This is a genomic window from Thiohalophilus thiocyanatoxydans, from assembly GCF_004366735.1.
GTDB classification, from domain to species: domain Bacteria; phylum Pseudomonadota; class Gammaproteobacteria; order UBA6429; family Thiohalophilaceae; genus Thiohalophilus; species Thiohalophilus thiocyanatoxydans.
This window is the reverse complement of record NZ_SOQX01000003.1, coordinates 150,847-173,594: the sequence shown is the minus strand read 5'-3', so window position 1 is coordinate 173,594 and position 22,748 is coordinate 150,847. Positions and strand designations below refer to the sequence as shown.

The following is a 22,748-nucleotide window of genomic DNA, read 5'->3' as shown; positions in this document are numbered from 1 at the left end:
CCCGAGTCACGTAGGTCACGCTGGCGCCAGCCTGCGTGACTTTCCAACCCATAACCAGCGTCTCACAGGCCAGAGATGCAGCGATCGCCGCCGTCCGGGGTGTCAGGGAGCGCTGCACGCACCCTGACCTACTTCCTATTTTTCTCTGCGTCGCGGCGGCTTTGCGAGAGATAATAGATTGACCCGAGCGCTGAGCGCCAGGTTACGGGACATTTACCGTCATTCCGGCGAAAGCCGGAATCCAGCCTCGAATCCGGGCTGGATACCGGGTCGGGCCACCTGTGCCAGACGCCGGCCCCAAACGAAAAAAACCCCGACGAAAAGCTCGCCGGGGCTGAGTTGGTACGTGGAGGAGGTACCAAATAAGTGCTGATTTTAGCGGTTTTTGTGTGATCTTGTCAGCATTTTTACCCCCTCTCGTCCCTTCTTACCAGTCGTCCCCGCCGGTTTTACCCCCGGCCGCCCGGGTCAGAGCCGCTTCGATGGCCGAGGGGGCGCACATGATGGAGGCGAAGCTGTTGCTGCCCATCATGGAAAGATCCGGGAAGCTGATGGCAATGCGGAATTCGGCCCGCAGCGCATAGGCCTTGTTGTCCTTGACCACGATCTCGTAGGGCAGATGACCCAGGGACTTGATCTCCTTGAAGTCGATCCGTTCCATGATGTACTGATCGCCGGCACATTCGGTGTCATCGGAGTTACCCAGGATGTTGACACCAAATACGGTGGCCTCCTGATCGGGCAGATCGATGCGATAGACCGGTTTCACCCCACCCTTGCCCTCGGCAATCGCCGCCTCGACACTGTTAACGGCTTCCTGATAGGAGTCATAACTGGCCAGACTGAGACGATCATAGAAATAGGGCATCAGCCATTTGTACTGATAATCGCGCAGGTCCTCCCCGCTTAACCCCTTCTTGGAGCCGTAGCTCTGCTGTTTACCCAGCGCCCCTTCCAGTTGCGAGGCTACCGCCACCAGATCGCCATCCAGCCGATAGGCGTGGGCCAGATAAACCGGGTTGGTATAGGCGACCTGGACGGCGTCGCCGGTATCATAAAAAGTCACCCGCTGCGCCGCACCGAACACGCCGTAATCGGTTTTGGCGGCGGTCGCTTTGAGCTCATCACTGGTAATGGCGACAATCGTGGCGTTGTCATAGGGCGAGTATTCGCCAACCACCTCGAAGCCCGCATCACGCAGCGCCTGTTTGGCCGTACTGACCGCCTCGGCCATACCGGCCCCCTGACTCTCGGCCTGCACGAACGGTTTGATCTTTTCCTCGGCCTGCACGGCGCCTGTCGATAACAACAGGGCCAGCAAACCGCTGAAGGCAAGTTTCATCGGTTCCATAAATCTCCCATCCCAAATTCTAAAAAAAGTAAAGTGGCAAGTTACAATGTCGGACCAGAGTCCGACCGGCAAATCAATCACAGGTCGGGCTTTAATCCCACCTGAAGTTTTGCAAAAGAAAGGGCCATGGATTCGCATCCACGGCCCTGTCGACATCCCTGTTACATCAGCGCAATGTCTGATGGCTTAGAATTTCCAGGCCCAGCTGGCTTCCATTTCCCATTGGGTCATTTCGATAGTGATATCCTGGTTTGAATTAAGCGCATTTTCACCTGTCACGCTATTTTCCGGTGCATACATCGCAGCGAAGTTAAATTCACTGTCAGCGCCGGTGCTCTTGGTAAAGCCGAAGGTGAAATGATCTTCCATCACGCCCGGTGCCAGGATGTTGAACAGCACTTCCGTATTGGGAATGGGCTGATCACCGTGGTTATACCCCACGCGCCAGGTCCAGTCGGCGCTGGTGGCCCACTGATAACCCAGCTTGTAGACCGTAATGTCTTGCCAGCCAAAACCGCCACCATCATCCGATCCTAACAAATTACCATCCACGGTCAGATTAGATATTGGATTGGAAATGGACGCTATATCACCATACATAATTTCCTGCACATCGAAGAGCACAGTACCAGAGTCACCCATATCGTAGGCAAGTCCCAGCGTCCAGGTGGCCGGAATATCGAAATCACCTTGCTCGGCAAACAGACCTTTATAGTCATCAAACTCGCTCATATCCATCTCACTTTGATAAGATGCGCCTAAAGTCAGGCCCGGAGCGACTTCGTCACTAATCCCCAGTTTCACACCAAAACCACTGGAGGTGTCAGTACCATTATCCGTTAAATTGTCAGAATCGCTGGAAGATCCGCCAAACTTATTCAGACCCTTGGCCTCAAAACGCTGATAAGCCAGAATCGGAGTAATACCCCACGCCCCGGTATCGGAATACTTCTGTGCATAGGTCAAAGCAACAAAAAGTTGCTCGAGATCCACACCAGCTGTGCCACCACCGAAAGCACCATCTGAATTTACGGTGTTGTTATTTGTGCCATCGTTGTGATTAGCCTGTCCACCCTTGTACTCTGTGTTCATTCCGCCGTTTCCGTAGACAGACAAACCCAGTGTACTGTTGTTATCAAGCTGCCAGTTATAGCCGAAATGAGGAATGATGAAGACATCGTCTTCACTTTCGAGTGTTTGGCCACTGCCATTTTCACCCAGAGTAAATGCACATTGCCCCCCCTGACAACCAGCCGTAGTAGAGGCATCAGTTGCAGTGTAACCGCGCGGATTCGGGCTGAACAGTGCGGCACCGACGTCCATCCGCTCCCCGATAAATGCCATACCGGCCGGATTGGTGGCCGCGGCCAGGGAATCCTGTGGCAGGGCAACACCGGCACCGCCGAGCCCCTTGTTGGTGGTGCCGTAACCGTGGGAAAAATAACCGTTGGTCGCAAAGGCCGCCGTCGGCAGGGCAAGTGCGGCGGCGACGGCTGTGGCGAGCAGTCGTTTGTTTGTAGTCTTCATTGTTTCATCTCCCATGAAAGGTGAAGGTAGTATTTATAATTTTCTTTAAAGTCACCGGCATGCGGACATGCCTCAGTTTCTGTTGTTTAACGTGACGTGCGTAGTAGTTTTTATATGCAACGAAAGATGTTGGCAACTGGCACCGTATCTTTCATTAGGGCTCCAGTAGTGTCAAGCAATTTTTATGGTGCTATTGGTTATTATTATTACCATATTATAATTTTCTTAATTAGTTTCTTTGTGTGTAGTCACTCCGATAATTCCCCGCTACAGTATGACGAACAACAAGTAACAGCCAACTCATGGGAGGTCCTTACATGGACACACAGTTTCATTATTCCCGCCTGTCCCGTGCCGTGTTGCTCGCAACGGGACTCACCCTGATCGGTTCACACGCACTTGCCTCGGGTTTTCGCATTCCGGAAGTTTCGACCGTCGGAACCGCCACCTCCAACGCACTGGTGGCCAACACGACCGAGACCGGCGCGCTGGCCTATAACCCGGCGGCCATGTCGTTTCACGACGCCAATGCAATCAATGCCGGCCTGACCCGGATCACCTACGAGCCAAAAGTCGATCCGGATAACGGCACCGCCACCGGCTCCACCGGCGAGGATACGTTTTTAATCCCCAATGGCTATTTCATGGTTGATGGTTATGACAACATGTCCTTTGGTCTCGCCATTAACGCTCCTTTTGGACTGGAAACGGAATGGCCAAGTGGGACATTTGGCGGTTTCGCAGGTCAATCAGTCCTGGAAACGTCTCTTAGCCGGATCAAGATGTTTAATGTCAATCCCAACATTGCGTGGCAGCTTGATGACAGCAGCAGTTTTGCCTTTGGTGTCAACTATTACGATCTCGACGAACTGGTTTTCAATAACCATGGGGTCGATCTGAAAGGCAGTGGTGGTGATCTTGGCTGGAATGTCGCCTACCAGAAAAAAATGAATAACAAGCTGACATTTGGTGCCAATTATCGCAGTGCAGTAGAAGTTGATTTATCAGGCTCATTTCATGCTTTCGATGCGTCATCACCAAAGAATACACCTCAAGCAGCATACTCCAAGCTGGAATTCCCTGACATGTTTCAGGCCGGGTTTCACTATCAGATTACCGACAAGCTTGGTGTAGAGCTGGATGCGGAATATACCGGCTGGAGCAGCTTTGACAAAATCACCGTCGTTAACGGTGGTGGAACAGAACTGACATCCAGCACCAACAACTGGGACGATACCTGGGCTTACCGCATCGGGGCCATCTACCAGATGAATCCGAAGACCAAATTGATGTTCGGGTACAGCTACGACGAGAGCCCGCAGCCGGATGAGCACTTCTCGGCCCGGGTGCCGGATGACGATCGTCAACTCTTCAGCCTGGGCATGACCCGTGACTTCGGCAGCTGGGATCTGGAACTGGCCTATATGCTGGTCGATGTCGATGATCGTGATGTAAACTCAACAGACTCCTACGACCCAACTGCTGACCCATCCATGGAACCCAACGGGACCGATGTCTACAACGGAACCTATGAGAGCGATTCGGATCTGATCAGCGTCGGCATGAGTATGGAGTTCTAGAACAAAGCTGGCAGTCGGCAGATAGCAGTTGGCAGAAAGTTGAAATCAGCTGTTTTACTGCCAACTGCCATCTGAAGTCTGCCAACTTTGTTTTATCGCATAAAAAAACCCGAAGCTTTCGCTTCGGGTTTTTTCTCTCCCATGATTTGAATTCGTTTCAGACGAACAGCGAGATATCCGCTTCGCCGGCGAATTCAAAGAACATGGCCGCGCCACCGTATTCGATACCATCAATGAACTCGGAGTGATTCATATCGAACAGGTCGACGGTCATCTGACAGGCGATGATCTTGACGTCGGCCTCGACGCAGAGATCGCGCAAGTCTTCCAGACTGGCGACGCCTTTGGATTTCATCTTGGCTTTCATCATCTTGGTCATAACTGACTGCATACCGGGAATGGCCGTACCGATAACGGGGAACCATTTGTCCATGCCCATCGGCATCGGCATGCCCGGGTTACCCAGCGGGCTGACCTTGACGTCCATCTTCTTCTTCAGAAGCTGCAATCCGTAGAAAGTGAAAAATATCTGGACTTCATAGCCCAGCGCGGCCGCGGTGGAGGCAAGAATAAACGGTGGATAGCCCCAATCCAGCGTGCCCTTCGTCGCAATAATGGCAAGTTTTTTAGACATAGTGCACCTCGATTTCTGTCACCTGCCCGTCGAATGCCGGGCACGGTAACAGCTGTATTAATATTTTATTATAGTAATTGTTAGCTCGCTTTTTTGATCAGGAAGTAAAACTTACCGCCTTCTTCCTTGGATTCCATCAGCTCGTTACCGGTCTGCTTGGAAAAAGCTTCAAAGTCCTTCACGGAACCCGGATCGGTGGCGATGATGTGCAGGACCTGTCCCGCGGACATACCGGCCAGGGATTTCTTGGCGCGCAGGATAGGCAGCGGGCAGTTCAGGCCTGATGCATCCAGTTCTTGATCGAAGTCAGCCATAGTGATTTCTCCTTCAAGTCATCTGAGTTGGTTTGGGGTTAAACTATACGATTGAATATTAGCAATCAATCCTACACTTATATGACAACTGGATTTAGAACACAAGAAATTTGTGGTAATCCTGTATTGCTGGTAGGGCTTCATGCTACTGCCAGGCCACTGGATTTCCAGGCCTGAATTCCGCCGCGCAAGTTATGGACATTGTCGAACCCGCTGACGGACAGATAGGCACAGGCCTGAGCGGACAGCAGACCCACCTGGCAATACAACACCACCACTTGCGTCTTCTGAACCTCATCCAATTGCTTTGACAGTTGGTGCATGGGCACATTCCGTGCCCCGGGAATACTCTCCCGCTGCGCCTCGGCCGGATTACGAATATCAATCAGGCTGACGCTGTGGTCCGTATCCTCCAGCATGCTGGCCAGATCCGCAACCTCGATTTCCTTGAAAACCTGCATCATCTCTCTCCCATGAGATTTGATTTGGCGGCATTATAACCACAAATAAATAGTGGTTATAATAAAGGCCCGCATAGTCTACTGAAATCTTGAAATGAATACGAGCGAACCTATTGATAAACACAGGGTCTGAGTGCCGGGCGTCGTCATCCCGGCCAAATCGCCGTATGATGGCCCTATCCATATTCGTTACAAGGTCACGAACACTATTTTGCACCTGCTCAGAACGCATCCCACCTGGCTACTCATCGCGCTGCTGATTTTCTCGCCAGCGCCGCTGCCGGCCGCGCCGACATTGCCCGATATCGGCGACGCCGCGGCCGGCGCGGCCACGCCGACCGAGGAAAAGCGTGTCGGCGAGTCGGTGATGCGCAATATCCAGCGCAGTGGCCGGATCATCAACGACCCCCTGATCGACAGCTATCTGAACCACCTGGGCTACAAGCTGATTGCCGCCGGCGACAGCGAGATGACCGATTTTCACTTTTTTCTCATTGACGCCCCCGACATCAACGCCTTCGCCCTGCCCGGCGGCTATATTGGGATTCACTACGGCCTGATACTCTCCACCCGGACCGAGAGCGAGCTGGCCTCGGTCATGGCCCATGAAATCGCCCACGTCACCCAGCGACATCATGCCCGCGCCTACAATTTCGGAGGGGGGAGCAGTCTGCCCGTCCTGGCGGCGCTGATTGCCGCCATTGTACTGGGAGGACAAAGCGGCGAGATGGGCGAGGCCGCGATCGCCTCCATTACCGCCGGCAGCATCCAGAGCCGGATCAACTTTACCCGCGCCAATGAAAAAGAGGCCGATCATCTGGGCATCAAACTGCTCGCCAACGCGGGATTTGATCCCAACAGCATGGCCAGCTTCTTCGAACAGATGCACAAGTCCAACCGCCTCTACGGCCCGCAGGGGCCCGAGTTTCTGCGCACCCACCCGGTCACCGCGACCCGTATCGCCGATGCCCGGGATCGGGCGCGCCAGTATTCGGTCGAAATGAGCGAGAGTGCCGAGACCTTTCACCTGATGCGCAATCGCATCAGGGCCCTGACCAGCCGCAAGCCGGCCGAATTGCGGAAGGAGTTCGCCGATAACCTGAAATCGGGACGCTATCTGAACCAGCGAGCCGAGCGTTATGGCTATGTTCTGAGCCTGATGGAAACCGGCGACTACCCGCGTGCCAAAGAGGTTCTGGACAAACTGCTTGATGAGCAGCCTCAACGCATCGCTTTCATGCTTGCCCGGGCGGAACTGGCGTTTGCCCGCGACAAGACTGAAGAAGCGCTGCAACACTACCGCGACGCGCTCGAACTCTATCCGGGGAATCCCGCCCTGACCCTGGGCTACGTGGAAAGTCTTCTTGAGGCCGAACAGCCCGGGCCGGCCAGAGAGATCCTGCGCGATTTTCTGCGCGAGCGGGATCGCAAACCGCGCTTTTACCAGCTGCTGGCCGAGGCAGAGGAGAAACTCGGCAACCCGGCCCGGGCACAGATCGCGCTGGGCGAATACTATTACCGCACGGGCCTCTCCCACCAGGCCATCACCCAGTTCAATCTGGCGCTCAAAAACGACGCGCTGGAATTTTATGACGCGTCCCGGGCCGAGGCCCGCCTGCAGGAATTGAAAAAGGAAATCGCCGCGCTGGAAAATCGGCCCTGACAGCCGCCTCCGTTTTCATCTACACTAGTGTTTACAGCAAAATCGTCCAGTGAATCAGTACATTAGCTTTAGCTTATTTACTGAAACACACTGAGGGTACTTGCTATTAGGTTCTCAATCTGTATGCTATGAACCTTAACGAGGTATAAGTCTTGCCGGCACGGTAAGCGTCCACAATAATAAGACTGTCAGCCTTAAAAACTGACCCAATCTCTAACTTCAATGAGGAGGAGACCATGCGGAAAGCCGCTAAACTCATAGCTGCCGCCAGCACTGTCGCTATGTTGCTCGGTTCCATGGCTATGGTACCCAGCACAGCAGTCGCTGCCGATGCAGACACCGGCAAGAAGCTTGCTGAAAACCGTAAAAAAGGCAATTGCTTCGCCTGCCACAGCTACGAAGGTGCCCACTTGCCCGGTAACATCGGGCCGCCGTTGGTAGCAATGAAGTCCCGCTTCCCTGATAAAGACAGGGTGCGTGAACAAATTGCCAACCCCACCAAGTTCAACCCGAACTCAATGATGCCTCCCTTCGGCAAGCACAATATCCTGACCGAAGAGGAAATTGATCACATCACCGAGTGGGTCTATACCCTTTAATATTTCCGGCAAGTGGAGGAACCAATCAATGCAACGTAGAACTTTTCTCAAGGGCAGCCTGGCCGGTAGCACCGTCGCGGTCGCCGTCGGCGCCGGCCTGCTCACCCCCGGTGCGGTCATGGCCGCCTGGCCCAAGCGGGCATTCGAAACCGAAGATATGCAAACGGCCATGAATGACCTGTTTGGCACCGCCCAGACCGAGCCGACCGATGACATCAGCATCAAGGCCCCGGACATCGCCGAAAACGGCGCCGTGGTCCCGGTTTCCATCACCTCCGGCATCGCCGGCATCGAGGAAATCGCGATCATCGCCGAGAAGAACGGCACGCCCCTGGCGGCCAACTTCAAGCTGGCCGACAACGCCAAAGGCTTTGTCTCAACCCGCATCAAGATGGCCAAAACCTCCAATGTGATTGCCGTGGTCAAGGCCGGCGGCAAGGCCTACTCGGCCCGCAAAGAGGTCAAAGTCACTATCGGCGGTTGTGGCGGCTAAGCCCGTCGTCATCGAAACGAATCGATCAAGAGGAACACTATTATGGCTAAGAGTATCCGAGCCCGGGCGACCCTCAAGGGGGACACCGTTACAGTCAAGTCGTTGATTACGCACGTTATGGAAACCGGTCTGCGCAAGGACGAGAAAACCGGCGACAAGATCCCGGCACACTACATCCAGGAAGTGACCTGCGAACACAACGGCAAGGAAGTTGTGCTGGCGCAGTGGGGACCGGCCGTCTCCAAGAACCCGTATCTCTCTTACGAGTTCACCGGCGGCAAGTCCGGCGATGACGTGTCCATCAGCTGGGTCGACAACAAGGGAGAGAAAGACTCCCTGACGGTCCAGATCAAGTAATCAACGAGTCAATCCAACTGGATGACAGGAGTTATAACAATGAGAAAACTGATAATCGCTTTAACAGCGCTTTCGGTTCTGGGGGGTGCATCTGCGCCGGCAGTCGCCAAGACAGACCCGCAAAGCGATCTCAACGAATTTCGCCAATACTTCTACAAGAAATTCCCTGGCGTGAAACTGCAGGAATTTGGCGACGGGATCTACGCCATTGACAAGGTCCGCCGTGACGAATGGCAGCTTATGGAAGAATTCCCCTCCTACGAGGACGGTGTCAATCGCGGTCGCAAGCTGTTCGAAAAATATGATATCGGCAGCTGTTTCAAGAATGGCGGGAAAGGCATCAAGCAGCACTATCCGTACTTCGACAAGCAGTCCGGCAGCGTGCGTACGCTCGAAGGTGACCTGATGGCCTGCCTGAAGCGCAAAAACGTCGACCTGAAGGCCGAAAAACTGCGTTTCTTCAAGGGCAACTTCGCCGCCATCGCCGCGTACATGGCCTACACCTCACGGGGTGAAAAGCAAAATGTCGTGGTTCCCGACGACGAACGTGCACTGGATGTCTATGAGAAAGGCAAACAGTTCTTCTACGCCAAGCGTGGTCAGCTGAACATGTCCTGTGCCGATTGCCATGTCTACAACTCCGGCATGATGGCCCGTGGTAACCTGCTCAGCCCAGGCCTGGGTCAGACCTCACACTTCCCGGTCTGGCGCCGCAAGTGGGCCGGTGGTGACGAAACCGGCGTGAAGGGCTTTGGCACCATCCAGCGCCGTTACAGCGGCTGTAACAAGCAGGTCCGTGCTCTGCCGATGAATGCTTACAACAGCGGCAAATACAAGACCGAAACCCAGCATCCGACATACGTGGCTCTCGAGTATTTCCATACTTACATGAGCAACGGTATCCGGCTGAACGGTCCGGCGATTCGCCAGTAAGCGGCAGGCAACATACCGCTAAAGAAAAGCCCGGCTCTGCCGGGCTTTTTTTTGCCTGCTGAGTCCTAAGTCCTAAGTCCTAAGTCCTAAGTCCTAAGTCCTAAGGAATCAACCGGGCTGGCTGCAACGACCGGGGTGTCAGGGAGCGCTGCGCGCACCCTGACCTACTACGTTGACTCTCGCAAAGGCGCGAAGCCGCAGAGATAACCGACTCTTTCTCAACGTCGTGGCGGTGCTTGAGAGTCCGTAGGTCACGCTGGCGACAGCCTGCGTGACTTTCCATCGGGAACCGACCCCTACAAACCGGACAGGAACGAGAAGGCCTTGAAAGCCTCACCACGAAGGCTCGAAGACACGAAGAATAAGCCGGGGTGTCAGGGAGCGCTGCACGCACCCTGACCTACCCTGCATTGGTTGGCTGCCAACTGCCATCTGCAAACTGCTCACTTGCCCTCAGGACTCAGAACTCAGAACTCAGAACTCAGAACTCAGAACTCAGAACTCAGAACTCAGAACTAGCCTGACACCTGGAAACTGGCCCCTGTAAATAAATGACGGGATATGAGCATTTTGAGAAGACAAGAAAAAGGGCTACCCGTTGGGGTAGCCCCGATATGGTGGGACGTGAAGGACTCGAACCTTCGACCAGCCGGTTAAAAGCCGGATGCTCTACCAACTGAGCTAACGTCCCGGAGAGACTGTTACAGGCTCTGTGAGAGCCGGATGTAACAGGAAGCGCGCATTTTACCGGACTCACCGGGAATGGCAACCCCGTCCCCGGTGAACGACCGTTCCGGTGTCAGCTCAGATGGCCTCCAGCTTGCGCATGCCCTCGGGCAGCAGCTTGAAGTCCACCAGCGCGGTGACAAACGCCTTGCCGAAGCTGGCCTCGTCCTCGTAGACCATCTTGTAATACTGGATCTTCATGGTCATGGCGCTGCCCAGCACGATGCCGCCAAAGGCCAGGAAGGAGCCCAGCGCCAGGGTGGAAACGCCGGTGATCGCCTGCCCCACGGTGCAGCCCAGGGCCAGCACGCCGCCGATCCCCATCAGTGCCCCGCCGATAGCATGGTTGATGACATCACGGAAGTTAACGAACCATTCGACACGGAATCCTCTGGAGATGATTGCCCAGAACAGGGAACCCAGGATCACGCCGAAGACCGCCATCACGCCGAAAGTGAGATAACGGCTGGCAAAGCCCTCGGTGGCATAACCCAGCGTCTGACCGACCGGATTGATGAAGGTATAGGACTGGGTCCCGACTGAGCGGGGCGGATTACCCTCTTCCATGAAGCTCCAGTTGCCCGATTCGGCGTATTCCGTCCAGGTGAATGTTTCGCCGCCGGCATCAATCATGGCCGCATCGGTGACATACCAGGCCGCCAGTACGGCCAGGCCGACCACCAGCCCCCCCAGGATATTGTCGAAGCTCTTGCGAAAATCCGCGGACTTGAACAGAACCCAGACCAGCAACGCCACCAGCAACAGCCCGACCACGACGCGGGTTACCTCCGCCTCGGTACCGAATACCCGGCCGAGCAGACTCCCCAGGTCCTGCTGGGAAGCCAGCGACACGCTCGTGGGGCTGGTCCAGGGATAGAACAGCAGGGAATAAATGGTCTGATCAGTGCCGGGGAAGGGATTGAGCATGAAATAGGCACAGACGGCGATAACAGCAAAGACAAGAATGGACTTGACGTTACCGCCCCCGATGCGGATCAACGTCTTGCTGCCGCACCCGCTGCCATAGGTCATGCCGATCCCGAACAGGACGCCGCCCAGGATATATTCCAGCCAGGCAAAGTTACTGCCCCGGTACGGTGGCACGGTTTGATCCACGCTGATCAGCCCGCTCCCCTCGATAATCGCCACGCCGAGCATGGCCACGGTAATCGCCAGCAGCCAGGCCCGGAAACGGCCGCTGTCGCCCATATTGACCAGGTCGGAGACCGAACCCATGGTGCAGAAATTAGTTTTATTGACGACCGCACCCATGACGAAGGCAATGGCAAAACCCAGCCACAGTATCGTCCAGTGCGCATCAGCAAAGCTTTCGAATGTCATTGATACAGCCCTCTCGATTTACGCATGATATTGTTTGCCCGCCATCCGCCGGGCGCCCAGGCCTGACCGGTACCTCCTCCGCACAAGTCCGACCAAATGGCGGCATTGTACGGACTTCCCCCAAAAGTGACCAGTTTCACAACCCCCTACTTCGCTGTTGGTGCATTTTGCACCATCCCAAGTTAATGATTTCTCTGGGGTTCAGAGCTGGTAGGGGGTCGGATCCGGGATCCCGGCAGTTTTGAAGCCGGCCCGGCGCAACCGACAGGCGTCGCAGCGCCCACAGGCGCGGCACTGCGCATCGGGGGCATAGCACGAGGTGGTCAGGCCGTAATCGACGCCGAGACGCGCGCCTTCGCGGATAATCGCGGCCTTGCTCAGGTGAATCAACGGGGCCTCGACCCGAATCGGACGGCCTTCCACGCCGCGCCGGGTGGCGAGATCGGCCAGTCGCTGATAGGCCGCGATATATTCGGGCCGGCAATCGGGGTAACCGGAATAGTCCACCGCATTGACCCCGATAAAAATCGCCTCCGCCTCCAGCACTTCGGCCCAGCCCAGCGCCAGGGAGAGAAATACCGTATTGCGCGCCGGCACATAGGTGACCGGAATCCCTTCCCCGACGCCCTCCTCCGGCACATCAAGCGACTCATCAGTCAGCGCCGAGCCACCCAGATCGTTCATATTCAGCTGCATCAGCTTGTGCTCGACCACCCCGAGCGACCGCGCCACCTGCTGCGCCGCATCCAGCTCGCATTTATGGCGCTGCCCGTAATCGAAACTGATGGCGTAACAGGCATACCCCTGCTCGCGCGCCAGCGCCAGCGTCGTCGCAGAATCCAGCCCACCCGAGACCAGCACCACAGCTTTTTTCATAACCTCATCCTCATAATAATTTCAACGCAGAGGCGCGGAGGAATAATTTTGAATGTTGAGTTTTGAATTTTGAATTGCAGTTCACAATTAATTCAAAATTCATCATTCAAAACTCAACATTATTTTGCACTCTCTGCGTCTGCGAGTCTCTGCGAGAGAAAGATATTCTTCGTGACTTCGAGTCTTCGTGGTGAAATTAGCGCCCAGGTTCGTCGCCCCACAGGAGTTTGTGCAGTTGCAGCTGGAAGCGCACGGGCAGCTGGTCGTGCAGGATCCAGTCGGCCAGTTCCGCGGGTTTGAGCGTTTCGAACACCGGCGAGAACAATACTTCGCAGCGCCCGGCCAGGTTGTAAGTTCGCAGCATTTCCACCGCCCAGTCGTAATCGGCCCTGTCCCCGATTACAAATTTGACCTGGTCCTGCGAATTCAGGCAATCGAGATTGGTATACAGATTCTTATCCTGTTCGCCGGAGGAAGGCGTTTTCAGATCCATCACTTTGATCACCCGCGGATCCAGCTGGCAGACATCCAGCGCACCGGAGGTTTCCAGACTGACGCTGTAACCGTGATCGCACAGTTGCGTGAGCAGGGCCGGACAGTTTTTCTGCGCCAGGGGCTCGCCGCCGGTTACGGTGATATGCCGGGTATGATAACGGCTCACTTCAGCCAGGATATCAGGCAGGCTGTACCATTGCCCGCCGCTGAAGGCGTAGCTGGTATCGCAGTAGCCGCAACGCAGGGGACAACCCGTCAGACGAATAAATACCGTCGGCAGGCCGACCTGACAGGCCTCACCCTGCAGGGAATAGAATATCTCGGTGATTCGCAGACGATCCGCTGCGGCAATGACAGCATTGTCCGACATTTACCCATCGCTCAATTTGGCACGGATTTTCTGTAACAGATTCCGGGCCTGGCTCGCTTCCGTGGTGCCGGGATAATCGGCAGTCAGTTTTTCAAGACTATCGCGCGCCGCCTGATACTCTTCCAGCTGGTTGTAGCTATAGCCAATCTTGAGCATGGCTTCGGCTACCTTGGGGCTGTCGGGATAATGCGCGATCAGTTTTTTATAGTCGCCGATCGCCGCGCGGAAGTTGCGCTGTGCATAGTTGGCCTCACCCAGCCAGTAGCGGGCGATATGGGCATAACGACCGTCCGGATAGTTTTGCAAAAACTCGCGAAAAGCGGTAATCGCCTGGTCATACTCCAGCTCGCGCAGCAGGTTAAAGGCTTCCTTGTAGGCCTCCTGTTCCGTCTTGTCCACGGAAAGCGGCACTGCCTTATCATCGCCACTTGACGATTGACGCGCCTCTGATCGCGGAGCGGATTCGCCGGTGAGTCGCTCCGGCGTGTCGGAGGAAGATTGTTCGCCGCGATCACGCTTTGGCGTATCGGGCTGTTTACGGGCTTCACCCCGCTCGACCTCTAACAACCGACGATCGAGATCAATATACAGCTCACGTTGACGCTTTTTCAGCTCCTCGATCGTATGCGTCAGTTCCTCGTTCTGACCGCGCAACTCGCGGATCTCTTCTTCCAGGCTGTTCAGACGCATCAGAATATCCGCCAGCCCCTGGCTATCGACCAGTCGCTCCAGCCGCTCCAGGCGTTGTTCGATCGAACGATCCCCTCTGTCTTGCGCAAAAGCGGGGATCGACAACACGCCGACCAGAAGCACCAACAAGCCACGCTGATAGAAAGTTTTCATATTACAACCCGGAATAAAGAATCTCGACACGACGGTTCAGACGCCAGGCCGATTCATCATGCCCCATTGCCGCCGGACGTTCCTCGCCAAAGCTGATCACCTCAATCTGCTCGGCCGATACACCCTGGACCTGCAGCAACTGCTCCACAGACTGTGCCCGACGCTCGCCCAGAGCCAGATTATACTCCCGGGTACCCCGTTCATCGGTGTGCCCTTCCAGTACGACCTCCACATCGGGATTACGACTCAGAAAATCGGCATGCGCATCGATGACTTCGCGCTGTTCGTCGGTGATCCTGCTGCTGTCAAAATCAAAATAGATAACCCGCGTGGAGAGCGGGCTGTCCGGATCGTTCAGCTCCTCCATCCGGGCCCCGCCGCCAAGATCGCCGGAGAAGCGCTGATCTTCGTCTTCCTGCGAGACCTCCGCGTCACGACCGTCGGCCATCTCCTCCTCGGCCTCGGCGTCGGACTTGACCGGGCCAAAGTTACAACCGCCCAGAGTCAGCACGACTGAAATCAATACGAGATAAGTCAGAAATTGGCGCATAAGATTCTCCTTGGGTATTTCCCGTCATTATTCGGACCGCAATGGTGACCAGGCCGGTTCACGTACGTCACCCTGTTGCAGACTCAGTTGCTGTTGGGCCCGTCCATCAACCGATACAGCGGAGAGGATACCGCGATAATCATCTTCGGTTGCATAGATAATCATACTACCATTTGGTGCAAAACTGGGCGATTCATCCAGCCGCGAATCGGTTAACACCCGGAATTGCCCGCTGTCCCGGTTCTGCACGGCAATCCGGAACCGGCTCCCCTCACGATGCACCATGGCGACATGCTTCCCGTCCGGCGAAACACTGGCACGCGCATTATAGCTGCCGCGAAAAGTCAGCCGTGCGGGCCGGCCGGCCGGCCGCATATCGCCATTCAACGCCACCTCATACAGCTGGGGTGAACCACCGCGATCAGATGTAAATACCAGTCCCTTGCTGTCGGGCAACCAGGCCGGCTCGGTATCAATCGCACCGTTGCGGGTAATTCGTTGCAATGACCGGTCCTCGATATGCATCACATAAACTTCCGGGTTGCCGTCGCGCGACAGGGTCATAGCGAGGTATTCGCCATCGGGGGACCAGGTGGGGGAACTGTTCAGTCCGCTAAATTCCGCGAGCCGCCGGGTCTCACCGCTGAGGATATTCTGAATATAGATCTCCGAGCGGCCCCGGGCAAAAGAGACGAAAACCAGTTTTTTGCCATCCGGGGACCAGCTTGGCGAAAGCATCGGCTGACGGGACTTGTAGATAACCTGCTCATTGTGACCGTCGGAATCAGCAATGGCCAGCTGGTAGCGCGGTTTGTCGGCCTGATCCCGGATCACGGTGATGTAGGCGATAAACGTATCGAACGCACCGCGTTTGCCGGTAATTTCCTGATAAATAATATCGCTAATTTGATGGGCGGTACGCCGCAGTCCTGATTTGTCAGTCTGCAAGCTGTAACCGGCCAGTTGCTGTCGTCGATTCACATCCAGCAGTTGAAACTGTACGGTGTAACTGCCGTCATCGCGCGGTAATATCCTGCCGACGACCAGATAATTGACATTCAGCGCCCGCCAGTCGGCGTAATTGACTTTTGAGGCCGTATTCGGACGCGCAATCAGATCATCTTTATCCAGTGGCCGGAAGAAACCGCTGCGATGCAAATCAGCGCCAATAATCTGATCAAGCTGCTCGGGTGCCTTGCCCTCCCCCCCCCAGGCAAAGGGCACCACGGCAATCGGCATGGCTTCGTCCGAGCCCTGGGTAATCTCGATAGTCAACACAGCCCGCGCCGGCAAACTGATCAACAGCCACAACAGCGTGAACAGGCCTATTCGTCTCATCCATATCATCAACGTTTATCCTCCGGCGCAAAAACAAATTCGATTTCCCGAAACTCGTCAAACAGTCCCGAGTCCACACCGGGAACCGGCAACGGTGCCGCGCTGTAGACCGCATCTTCCACCGAGCGATCAAAGGCGGCATCGCCGCTGCTTTGGGTAATCCTGACGCTGGCCACTTCGCCGCCGGGCAATAATCTCACCATAATTTTACAGCGCATGCCACTGCTGGCTGTGGCGGGTAATCGCCAATGTCGGGTAATGCTTTCTTTAATCCGGCCTTTATACCGGTTAATTTCATCGCCATGCCGTGCCAGCCACTCACGACGTGCCTGGGCCTCGGCTTCAGCCTCCATCTCGGCCTGCAATTCCTTCTCGGCGCGTTCCTGCTCGCGGCGCTGCTCGGCTTCGCGCTGCTTGCGCGCCTCCGCCTCTTTGCGACGTTTTTCTTCCTCCGCCTCGCGCTGCTTGCGCGCTTCTTCCTCTTTACGGCGCTTCTCTTCTTCCGCCTCGCGTTGCTTGCGCGCCTCCTCCTCTTTGCGACGTTTCGCTTCTTCCGCCTCGCGTTGCTCGCGCGCCTCCGCCTCTTTACGACGTTTCTCTTCCTCCGCCTCGCGCTGCTTTTTCAGCTCGGCCTGACGTTGTGCTTCCGCTTGCTTGCGCTTTTCCTCTTCCGCCTCGCGCTGCTTGCGTGCCTCTTCCTCGCGACGCTTCTTTTCTTCCGCCTCACGCTGTTTTTTCAGTTCAGCCTGACGCTGTGCTTCCGCTTGCTTACGTTTTTTCTCTTCCGCTTCGCGCAGCCGTTGTTCCCTTGCTTCAAATTCCTTCTCGTCAACCGCCCTGGCTTCGATGACTTCCATCTCCTCTTGCTTGCCGGAGTCAGCTTCCTCGGTGGGCCAGTCAATATTGACCATCAAGATCACAACCAGCAACGCATGCACCAGCACGGCAGCCAGAACCGCCAGTGGAGAACTTTTGATGACTTGCCACATACTCAGTTTTCAGCATCATCCGGCGAGCGTGTAACCAGCCCCAGGTCTCTGACACCCGCCTCTTGCAAGGTTGCCATCATCGTTACCACCTGGCCGTAGTTGGCATCCCGATCACCCTTGACATAAACTGTTTTGTCGTTGCGCTGACGCAATATCGCATTGACACGTTGCACCAGCGTTTCGGCCTGTAATGGCTTGTCGGCTTGCTCGCCCAGATTAATAAAATAATCGCCCTCACGATTGACCGACACGACCAGAGGCTCCTCCTCTGTCTCTTCCAGTGTTTTTGCACCACTCTCCGGCAGGTTTACCTCGATACCTTCACTTAGCAGGGGGGCAGTCACCATAAAAATAATCAGCAGTACCAGCATAACATCAATGTAGGGCACGACATTGATTTCGGACATACGCTTACGTTTGACGCGTCTTCCGGTCACCTTCATGACTGAACCGCTTCCGCGCTGCTGTGGGTTTGACGTTGCAAAAAGGACGAGAATTCCTCGGTAAAAATATCATAACGGCTGATCAACCGCTCCACGTCATTGGAATAACGGTTATAGGCGACTACCGCCGGGATGGCGGCAAAGAGACCCATTGCGGTTGCAATCAAGGCTTCGGCGATGCCCGGCGCAACTGTCGCAATGGTTGCCTGCCTCGCGGTGCCCAGGCCCATGAACGCATTCATAATTCCCCAGACTGTACCGAACAGGCCGACATAGGGGCTGGTGGAACCTACCGTTGCCAAAAAGGAGAGGTGGTGCTCCAGCCGATCGATCTCGCGGTTGAGCGCCACCCGCATGGCGCGTTGTGTGCCTTCGACAACCGCACTCGGCTCGACGTTGCGGCTTTTACGCAGGTGGACGAACTCCCGGAAACCGGCTTCGAAGATCAGTTCCATACCTTCTAGTTGAGTTCGCCGGCCGGAGAGGCGTTTGTACAGCTCACTCAGGTCGGCCCCGGACCAGAAGTGCCGTTCGAATTGATCCGCCGCGGCCCGTGCCCGTTTGATAACGGAATATTTGAAAAAGATCAGGGTCCAGGAGAGTAGCGACACCGCCAGCAGCAACAGCATGACCAGCTGAACAACGAAACTGGCATCGAGAATCAGATGGGTCAATGACATTTCAGGCAAGCTGTTATCCTCCGGCGATTAAAGTTGTTGTTGCAGCGAGGCGGGAATGGGACGCGGCTTGAAACTGCTCGCTTCCAGACTGGCAATTTTGACTTTTCCCTCGCACAACAGGGTATTGTCCGATTCACGACAAATGGCCTGGGCAAAAGTCAGGCTGGCCTTGCCGGCTTCCACTACCTTGACGCTGACGACGAGGCTGTCGTTAAACCGCGCCGGCTGCCGGTAATCCACCTGCACCCGGCGCACAGCAAATAAGACATCGTGCTGCGCAATGAGTTCATCCTGCTCAAAGCCCAGTTTGCGCAACCACTCGGTGCGGGCCCGCTCCATGAATCTGAGATAATTGGCGTAATACACCACGCCGCCGGCATCGGTATCTTCGTAATAAACCCGAACCGGCCACAGGAACTCGTTCACACTCTATACTCCTAAAACAATTCAACGCAGAGGCGGGAGATAATTTTGAATTTTAAATGTTGGATTTTGAGTTTCAGAGCTACAGACCATTCAAAATTCAACACTCAAAATTCAAAATTATTTCTTCACTCTGCACCCAAACGACGGGCATAAACGCCTCTGCGTTAAAAAGAACCTTTATGAGCCCTCAGTCGTCTCATTGTTAAACATGTCCAGTGAGGCGGCGGCAGGCTCGGGGGTCGGCGCGGACAAGCCGAAGTGGAGGTAGGCGTGGCGGGTCGCTATACGCCCGCGCGGGGTGCGCATCATAAAGCCCTGCTGGATCAGATAGGGTTCGAGCACATCCTCGATCGTGCCGCGCTCCTCGCCGATGGCCGAGGCCAGATTATCGATGCCCACCGGACCGCCATCGAATTTCTCGATAATGGTCAACAACAGTTTGCGATCCATCATATCAAAGCCGTGGTTGTCCACATCCAGCATATCCAGCGCCTGATGGGCCACGGCGGCGCTGATACGCCCGTCCGCCTTGACCTGGGCGTAATCGCGAACCCGACGCAGCAGCCGGTTGGTAATCCGCGGCGTGCCCCGGGAGCGCCGGGCGATCTCCAGCGCCCCCTCGGGCTCGAGCTCCACCTCCAGAATCTGCGCGGAACGGCGCACGATCCGGGTCAGGTCCTCGGGACTGTAAAACTCCAGGCGCTGCACAATACCGAAGCGATCCCGCAGCGGCGAGGTGAGCAGGCCGGCGCGGGTGGTGGCGCCGACCAGGGTAAAGGGCGGCAGATCGAGCTTGATCGAGCGGGCCGCCGGCCCCTCGCCGATCATGATGTCGATCTGGTAGTCCTCCATGGCCGGGTAGAGGATCTCCTCCACCACCGGACTGAGGCGGTGAATCTCGTCCACGAACAGTACATCATGGGGCTCCAGATTGGTCAGCAGCGCCGCGAGATCGCCGGGGCGTTCCAGCACCGGGCCGGAGGAGTGTTTCATGTTCACGCCCAGCTCGTTGGCAATAATATGCGACAGGGTGGTCTTGCCCAGGCCCGGCGGGCCGAAGATCAGCACATGATCCAGGGATTCGCTGCGGCTGCGCGCCGCCTCGATGAAAATCCCCATCTGCTCGCGCACCGCCGCCTGGCCCACATAATCGGCCAGTCTGGCGGGCCGGATGGCCCGGTCCAGGGCATCCTCGGAGCCCTGCTGCCCGGCGGCGATGAGGCGATCGTTGTCAATCATGGCTGTGATAAGTCTTTGTTTTCTATAATCAACGGCTTACAGCCGCCTTGAGCGCGGCGCGAATGATATCTTCACTGTTTCGGCCCTCGCTGTCCACCGACTGGACCATACGGCTGGCCTCCGGCGGTTTGTAGCCCAGGGCGATCAGGGCGCTGACCGCCTCGCGATCGGCCTCCTGGGATCCGGCCGCCGGGGGGCGCGGTGCCGAACCGTCGGCCGGCGCCGGACTGTCGCTCTCCCAGTCGGCCAGCCGGTCCCGCATCTCCATGATCAATCGCTCGGCGGTCTTTTTCCCGACCCCCGGCAACTGCACCAGCGCGCGGCTGTCGTCATCATGGACACAGCGGGCGAATTCATCGGCGCTCATCCCCGAGAGGATCGCCAGCGCCAGCTTCGCCCCGACCCCGTTGACCCGGATCAGGCTGCGAAACAGCCGCCGCTCGTGCTCACTGGCGAAGCCGTAGAGCTGCTGGGCATCCTCGCGCACCACCAGATGGGTGTGCAGAGTCACCGGCTGGGCCACCTCCGGCAGCTGGTAAAAAGTCGACATGGGCGCCTCGATTTCATACCCCACCCCGTGCACATCCACCAGCAGCTGCGGCGGCTGCTTGCTGACCAGAATCCCCTGAATACGCCCGATCACCTGTTGGCTCCTGATTGAATTTTGCCTAACTGTATCACTTATCCACGCCACTGGGATTAACGCGGAGGGTCGCTCTCGTCATCCTGACTCCCGCGACACCAGTACTTCCTTGTACGTCGCGCGGAGGTGTTTATGCCCGTCGTTTGGGTGCGGAGCCGCAGAGAAAACATGAACCTGTTTCAGATTTTGATCCGATAAATATGATTGTGAGGCGGTCCCTGCCGTGTGCCAGATTTAGCTATTCTTTTCCTCCGCGTCTCCGCGCCTCCGCGAACTCTGCGTTGTTTCCCAGAAACCCCGCTAACGGCGCCGCCGCAAACGGCGCACTCCCGCCGGCAAGCGGGGGGATAATTGTTGCATGCTCTGGCGCAGATGGGCATGGCAAAGTGCCGCGGCGAGGGCATCGGCGGCGTCTTCCTGGGGCAGCTTGTTGAGGCCCAGCAGATGCTGGACCATATGCTGGACCTGCGCCTTGGCAGCATTGCCTTTGCCGACGATGGCTTTTTTGATTTCCGTCGGGCTGTATTCGCTCAGCGGCAGCGAACGCAGGGCGACAGTACTGATGGCCGCACCGCGGGCCTGGCCCAGCTTCAGGGCGGAATCAGCATTGCGATGCATGAATACCTGCTCCACGGCCACTTCGTCGGGCTGGTGCTCGTCCAGCAACGCAGCCAGCCCCTGGCAAATGGTCTTCAGACGGGTATCCAGCGTCCCCTCCGCCGTGCGAATGCAGCCGCTGCCGATCCACACCGCGCGCGGCCCCTGCATCTCGATGATGCCAAAACCGGTCAGCCGGGAACCGGGATCAATGCCCAGAATGCGTGTCATTCGAAAAGAGTACAGGATACCGACAGCGGAGAAAACGGCTTTTTAGGCAGACGCGACGTCGGCGGCAGCTCGGGAGAACTGCTTTTTAACGCGGAGTTCGCGGAGGCGCTCGAATAATTTTGAATTTTTAATGTTGAATTTTGAATGAAACCTGGAACCGCAATTCAAAATTTAAAATTCAACATTCAAAATTACACCAGGTTACTGGCCGAGTTGTTCGAGGACCTCGTCGGAGAAGTCGGCGTTGGTGTAGACGTTCTGCACGTCGTCCTGGTCTTCGAGCATGTCGACCAGTTTCATCACCTGTTCGGCCTCGTCCAATGGCAGATCGACGCTGGTGGCGGCGCGCATGGTTACTTCCGCCATCTCCGGCTCCAGGCCTGCTTTCTGCATGGCACTTTTGACGTCGAAAAAATCCTCGGGCGCGGTGATCACCTCAATGCTGCCGTCCTCGTTGGTGACCACGTCCTCGGCACCCGCCTCCAGGGCCGCCTCCATGATCGTATCCTCGTCGCTGCCGGCGGGATAGCTCAGGCTCCCCAGTTTGGAAAAGAGATAGGCGACCGAGCCGTCGGTACCGAGGTTGCCGCCGTTTTTGGTAAAGGCGTGGCGCACCTCGGAGACAGTCCGGTTACGGTTGTCGGTCAGACAATCGGCCATAATCGCCACGCCGCCGGGGCCGTAACCTTCGTAGCGAACCGCCTCATAATTGGCGCCGTCCTGATCACCACTGCCGCGCTTGACCGCCCGCTCGATGGTATCCTTGGTCATATTGGCCGACAGCGCCTTGTCGATCGCCGTGCGCAGGCGCGGATTGGTCTCCGGATCACCGCCCCCCTCCCGGGCCGACACGGTGATTTCACGAATCAGCTTGGTGAACAGCTTGCCGCGACGGGCATCCTGCGCCGCCTTGCGGTGACGAATATTGGCCCATTTACTGTGTCCGGCCATGACTACCTCTTTATGTTCCGTTAGCTTTCGACAGGGGGAATCTTAACATTAATGTGTGCGGGGATCAGGGGCTAGATACTAGGGGCTAGGGGCTAGTG

25 protein-coding genes and 1 tRNA gene are annotated in these 22,748 nt (G+C 56.3%); 6 read left to right on the top strand and 20 right to left on the bottom strand.

The window, feature by feature from the left end:
* Nucleotides 1-427: 427 nt before the first annotated feature.
* Both EDC23_RS07735 and EDC23_RS07730 read right to left on the bottom strand, forming a co-directional pair.
* Nucleotides 428-1,351 (bottom strand): hypothetical protein, encoded by a 924-nt coding sequence (locus EDC23_RS07735; protein ID WP_208321320.1) that lies wholly within the window; start codon nt 1,349-1,351, stop codon nt 428-430.
* Between the two features lie 186 nt (nt 1,352-1,537).
* The gene (locus EDC23_RS07730; protein WP_134083039.1) at nt 1,538-2,878 is read right to left on the bottom strand and encodes an OmpP1/FadL family transporter; all 1,341 of its coding nucleotides are present in this window, start codon (nt 2,876-2,878) and stop codon (nt 1,538-1,540) included.
* Between the two features lie 317 nt (nt 2,879-3,195).
* Here EDC23_RS07730 and EDC23_RS07725 point away from each other — a divergent pair, with 317 nt between their 5' ends.
* Nucleotides 3,196-4,458 (top strand): OmpP1/FadL family transporter, encoded by a 1,263-nt coding sequence (locus EDC23_RS07725; RefSeq protein WP_166668806.1) that lies wholly within the window; start codon nt 3,196-3,198, stop codon nt 4,456-4,458.
* Nucleotides 4,459-4,615: 157 nt separating this feature from the next.
* Here the strand turns inward: EDC23_RS07725 and dsrE2 are convergent, their stop codons facing one another.
* From dsrE2 to EDC23_RS07710, 3 genes are all read right to left on the bottom strand, one after another.
* On the bottom strand, nt 4,616-5,092 hold the full coding sequence (gene dsrE2, locus EDC23_RS07720) for a sulfur carrier protein DsrE2 (RefSeq protein WP_134083033.1): 477 nt from the start codon (nt 5,090-5,092) through the stop codon (nt 4,616-4,618).
* Between the two features lie 80 nt (nt 5,093-5,172).
* Nucleotides 5,173-5,406, bottom strand: a complete 234-nt coding sequence (locus EDC23_RS07715; protein WP_134083030.1) for a sulfurtransferase TusA family protein — start codon at nt 5,404-5,406, stop codon at nt 5,173-5,175.
* A 140-nt stretch (nt 5,407-5,546) separates the two neighbouring features.
* A complete protein-coding gene (locus tag EDC23_RS07710; protein ID WP_243830741.1) occupies nt 5,547-5,870 on the bottom strand; it encodes a rhodanese-like domain-containing protein in 324 nt (107 codons plus the stop codon).
* Between the two features lie 130 nt (nt 5,871-6,000).
* Here EDC23_RS07710 and EDC23_RS07705 point away from each other — a divergent pair, with 130 nt between their 5' ends.
* The 5 genes from EDC23_RS07705 to soxA all read left to right on the top strand — a co-directional run bounded on the left by EDC23_RS07705 (nt 6,001) and on the right by soxA (nt 9,912).
* Entirely contained in the window at nt 6,001-7,530 is a 1,530-nt protein-coding gene (locus EDC23_RS07705) for a beta-barrel assembly-enhancing protease (RefSeq protein ID WP_134083027.1), read from the top strand.
* A gap of 236 nt (nt 7,531-7,766) precedes the next feature.
* Nucleotides 7,767-8,129, top strand: coding sequence for a sulfur oxidation c-type cytochrome SoxX (soxX, locus tag EDC23_RS07700; RefSeq protein ID WP_134083024.1), 363 nt, complete (start codon nt 7,767-7,769; stop codon nt 8,127-8,129).
* A 28-nt stretch (nt 8,130-8,157) separates the two neighbouring features.
* On the top strand, nt 8,158-8,622 hold the full coding sequence (gene soxY / locus EDC23_RS07695) for a thiosulfate oxidation carrier protein SoxY (protein WP_134083022.1): 465 nt from the start codon (nt 8,158-8,160) through the stop codon (nt 8,620-8,622).
* A gap of 42 nt (nt 8,623-8,664) precedes the next feature.
* Nucleotides 8,665-8,979 (top strand): thiosulfate oxidation carrier complex protein SoxZ, encoded by a 315-nt coding sequence (gene soxZ / locus EDC23_RS07690; RefSeq protein ID WP_134083019.1) that lies wholly within the window; start codon nt 8,665-8,667, stop codon nt 8,977-8,979.
* Between the two features lie 39 nt (nt 8,980-9,018).
* The gene (soxA, locus tag EDC23_RS07685) at nt 9,019-9,912 is read left to right on the top strand and encodes a sulfur oxidation c-type cytochrome SoxA (protein ID WP_208321319.1); all 894 of its coding nucleotides are present in this window, start codon (nt 9,019-9,021) and stop codon (nt 9,910-9,912) included.
* A gap of 615 nt (nt 9,913-10,527) precedes the next feature.
* On the opposite strand, the gene EDC23_RS07680 is transcribed toward soxA, so the two are convergent.
* The 15 genes from EDC23_RS07680 to EDC23_RS07610 all read right to left on the bottom strand — a co-directional run bounded on the left by EDC23_RS07680 (nt 10,528) and on the right by EDC23_RS07610 (nt 22,650).
* Nucleotides 10,528-10,603, bottom strand: a tRNA-Lys gene (locus tag EDC23_RS07680).
* Nucleotides 10,604-10,716: 113 nt separating this feature from the next.
* Complete coding sequence (locus tag EDC23_RS07675; RefSeq protein ID WP_134083013.1) at nt 10,717-11,979, bottom strand: YeeE/YedE family protein; 1,263 nt, start codon at nt 11,977-11,979, stop codon at nt 10,717-10,719.
* 201 nt (nt 11,980-12,180) lie between these two features.
* Nucleotides 12,181-12,855 (bottom strand): 7-cyano-7-deazaguanine synthase QueC, encoded by a 675-nt coding sequence (gene queC / locus EDC23_RS07670; protein WP_134083010.1) that lies wholly within the window; start codon nt 12,853-12,855, stop codon nt 12,181-12,183.
* A 196-nt stretch (nt 12,856-13,051) separates the two neighbouring features.
* Nucleotides 13,052-13,720, bottom strand: coding sequence for a 7-carboxy-7-deazaguanine synthase QueE (queE, locus tag EDC23_RS07665; RefSeq protein WP_134083007.1), 669 nt, complete (start codon nt 13,718-13,720; stop codon nt 13,052-13,054).
* On the bottom strand, nt 13,721-14,563 hold the full coding sequence (gene ybgF / locus EDC23_RS07660; RefSeq protein WP_134083004.1) for a tol-pal system protein YbgF: 843 nt from the start codon (nt 14,561-14,563) through the stop codon (nt 13,721-13,723).
* Between the two features lies 1 nt (nt 14,564).
* A complete protein-coding gene (pal, locus tag EDC23_RS07655; RefSeq protein WP_134083002.1) occupies nt 14,565-15,113 on the bottom strand; it encodes a peptidoglycan-associated lipoprotein Pal in 549 nt (182 codons plus the stop codon).
* A 27-nt stretch (nt 15,114-15,140) separates the two neighbouring features.
* Entirely contained in the window at nt 15,141-16,451 is a 1,311-nt protein-coding gene (gene tolB / locus EDC23_RS07650; RefSeq protein WP_317622976.1) for a Tol-Pal system beta propeller repeat protein TolB, read from the bottom strand.
* Between the two features lie 8 nt (nt 16,452-16,459).
* Nucleotides 16,460-17,440, bottom strand: a complete 981-nt coding sequence (gene tolA / locus EDC23_RS07645) for a cell envelope integrity protein TolA (protein ID WP_134082997.1) — start codon at nt 17,438-17,440, stop codon at nt 16,460-16,462.
* A 2-nt stretch (nt 17,441-17,442) separates the two neighbouring features.
* On the bottom strand, nt 17,443-17,883 hold the full coding sequence (gene tolR / locus EDC23_RS07640; RefSeq protein WP_134082994.1) for a protein TolR: 441 nt from the start codon (nt 17,881-17,883) through the stop codon (nt 17,443-17,445).
* Entirely contained in the window at nt 17,880-18,563 is a 684-nt protein-coding gene (gene tolQ / locus EDC23_RS07635) for a protein TolQ (RefSeq protein ID WP_134083312.1), read from the bottom strand. The genes tolR and tolQ overlap by 4 nt, the downstream gene beginning before the upstream one ends.
* Before the next feature lie 27 nt (nt 18,564-18,590).
* Entirely contained in the window at nt 18,591-18,989 is a 399-nt protein-coding gene (ybgC, locus tag EDC23_RS07630) for a tol-pal system-associated acyl-CoA thioesterase (RefSeq protein ID WP_134082991.1), read from the bottom strand.
* Nucleotides 18,990-19,166: 177 nt separating this feature from the next.
* Nucleotides 19,167-20,228 carry a Holliday junction branch migration DNA helicase RuvB gene (gene ruvB / locus EDC23_RS07625; protein ID WP_208321318.1) on the bottom strand — a complete coding sequence of 354 codons (1,062 nt, stop codon included), beginning with the start codon at nt 20,226-20,228 and terminating at the stop codon, nt 19,167-19,169.
* 28 nt (nt 20,229-20,256) lie between these two features.
* Nucleotides 20,257-20,871, bottom strand: coding sequence for a Holliday junction branch migration protein RuvA (gene ruvA / locus EDC23_RS07620; RefSeq protein ID WP_134082989.1), 615 nt, complete (start codon nt 20,869-20,871; stop codon nt 20,257-20,259).
* Between the two features lie 300 nt (nt 20,872-21,171).
* Nucleotides 21,172-21,699 (bottom strand): crossover junction endodeoxyribonuclease RuvC, encoded by a 528-nt coding sequence (gene ruvC, locus EDC23_RS07615; RefSeq protein WP_134082986.1) that lies wholly within the window; start codon nt 21,697-21,699, stop codon nt 21,172-21,174.
* A gap of 201 nt (nt 21,700-21,900) precedes the next feature.
* A complete protein-coding gene (locus EDC23_RS07610; protein ID WP_134082983.1) occupies nt 21,901-22,650 on the bottom strand; it encodes a YebC/PmpR family DNA-binding transcriptional regulator in 750 nt (249 codons plus the stop codon).
* Between the last annotated feature and the right edge of the window lie 98 nt (nt 22,651-22,748).

What these genes read in the sequence shown, in the direction of transcription:
- ruvC (WP_134082986.1), bottom strand. Translation starts at nt 21,699, where the DNA reads ATGACACGCATTCTGGGCATTGATCCCGGTTCCCGGCTGACCGGTTTT.
- EDC23_RS07675 (WP_134083013.1), bottom strand. Translation starts at nt 11,979, where the DNA reads ATGACATTCGAAAGCTTTGCTGATGCGCACTGGACGATACTGTGGCTG.
- queE (WP_134083007.1), bottom strand. Translation starts at nt 13,720, where the DNA reads ATGTCGGACAATGCTGTCATTGCCGCAGCGGATCGTCTGCGAATCACC.
- EDC23_RS07710 (WP_243830741.1), bottom strand. Translation starts at nt 5,870, where the DNA reads ATGATGCAGGTTTTCAAGGAAATCGAGGTTGCGGATCTGGCCAGCATG.
- tolR (WP_134082994.1), bottom strand. Translation starts at nt 17,883, where the DNA reads ATGAAGGTGACCGGAAGACGCGTCAAACGTAAGCGTATGTCCGAAATC.
- soxA (WP_208321319.1), top strand. Translation starts at nt 9,019, where the DNA reads ATGAGAAAACTGATAATCGCTTTAACAGCGCTTTCGGTTCTGGGGGGT.
- ybgF (WP_134083004.1), bottom strand. Translation starts at nt 14,563, where the DNA reads ATGAAAACTTTCTATCAGCGTGGCTTGTTGGTGCTTCTGGTCGGCGTG.
- soxZ (WP_134083019.1), top strand. Translation starts at nt 8,665, where the DNA reads ATGGCTAAGAGTATCCGAGCCCGGGCGACCCTCAAGGGGGACACCGTT.
- ruvB (WP_208321318.1), bottom strand. Translation starts at nt 20,228, where the DNA reads ATGATTGACAACGATCGCCTCATCGCCGCCGGGCAGCAGGGCTCCGAG.
- tolQ (WP_134083312.1), bottom strand. Translation starts at nt 18,563, where the DNA reads ATGTCATTGACCCATCTGATTCTCGATGCCAGTTTCGTTGTTCAGCTG.
- EDC23_RS07725 (WP_166668806.1), top strand. Translation starts at nt 3,196, where the DNA reads ATGGACACACAGTTTCATTATTCCCGCCTGTCCCGTGCCGTGTTGCTC.
- EDC23_RS07735 (WP_208321320.1), bottom strand. Translation starts at nt 1,351, where the DNA reads ATGGAACCGATGAAACTTGCCTTCAGCGGTTTGCTGGCCCTGTTGTTA.
- tolA (WP_134082997.1), bottom strand. Translation starts at nt 17,440, where the DNA reads ATGTGGCAAGTCATCAAAAGTTCTCCACTGGCGGTTCTGGCTGCCGTG.
- EDC23_RS07610 (WP_134082983.1), bottom strand. Translation starts at nt 22,650, where the DNA reads ATGGCCGGACACAGTAAATGGGCCAATATTCGTCACCGCAAGGCGGCG.
- tolB (WP_317622976.1), bottom strand. Translation starts at nt 16,451, where the DNA reads ATGAGACGAATAGGCCTGTTCACGCTGTTGTGGCTGTTGATCAGTTTG.
- pal (WP_134083002.1), bottom strand. Translation starts at nt 15,113, where the DNA reads ATGCGCCAATTTCTGACTTATCTCGTATTGATTTCAGTCGTGCTGACT.
- EDC23_RS07730 (WP_134083039.1), bottom strand. Translation starts at nt 2,878, where the DNA reads ATGAAGACTACAAACAAACGACTGCTCGCCACAGCCGTCGCCGCCGCA.
- soxX (WP_134083024.1), top strand. Translation starts at nt 7,767, where the DNA reads ATGCGGAAAGCCGCTAAACTCATAGCTGCCGCCAGCACTGTCGCTATG.
- queC (WP_134083010.1), bottom strand. Translation starts at nt 12,855, where the DNA reads ATGAAAAAAGCTGTGGTGCTGGTCTCGGGTGGGCTGGATTCTGCGACG.
- soxY (WP_134083022.1), top strand. Translation starts at nt 8,158, where the DNA reads ATGCAACGTAGAACTTTTCTCAAGGGCAGCCTGGCCGGTAGCACCGTC.
- EDC23_RS07715 (WP_134083030.1), bottom strand. Translation starts at nt 5,406, where the DNA reads ATGGCTGACTTCGATCAAGAACTGGATGCATCAGGCCTGAACTGCCCG.
- dsrE2 (WP_134083033.1), bottom strand. Translation starts at nt 5,092, where the DNA reads ATGTCTAAAAAACTTGCCATTATTGCGACGAAGGGCACGCTGGATTGG.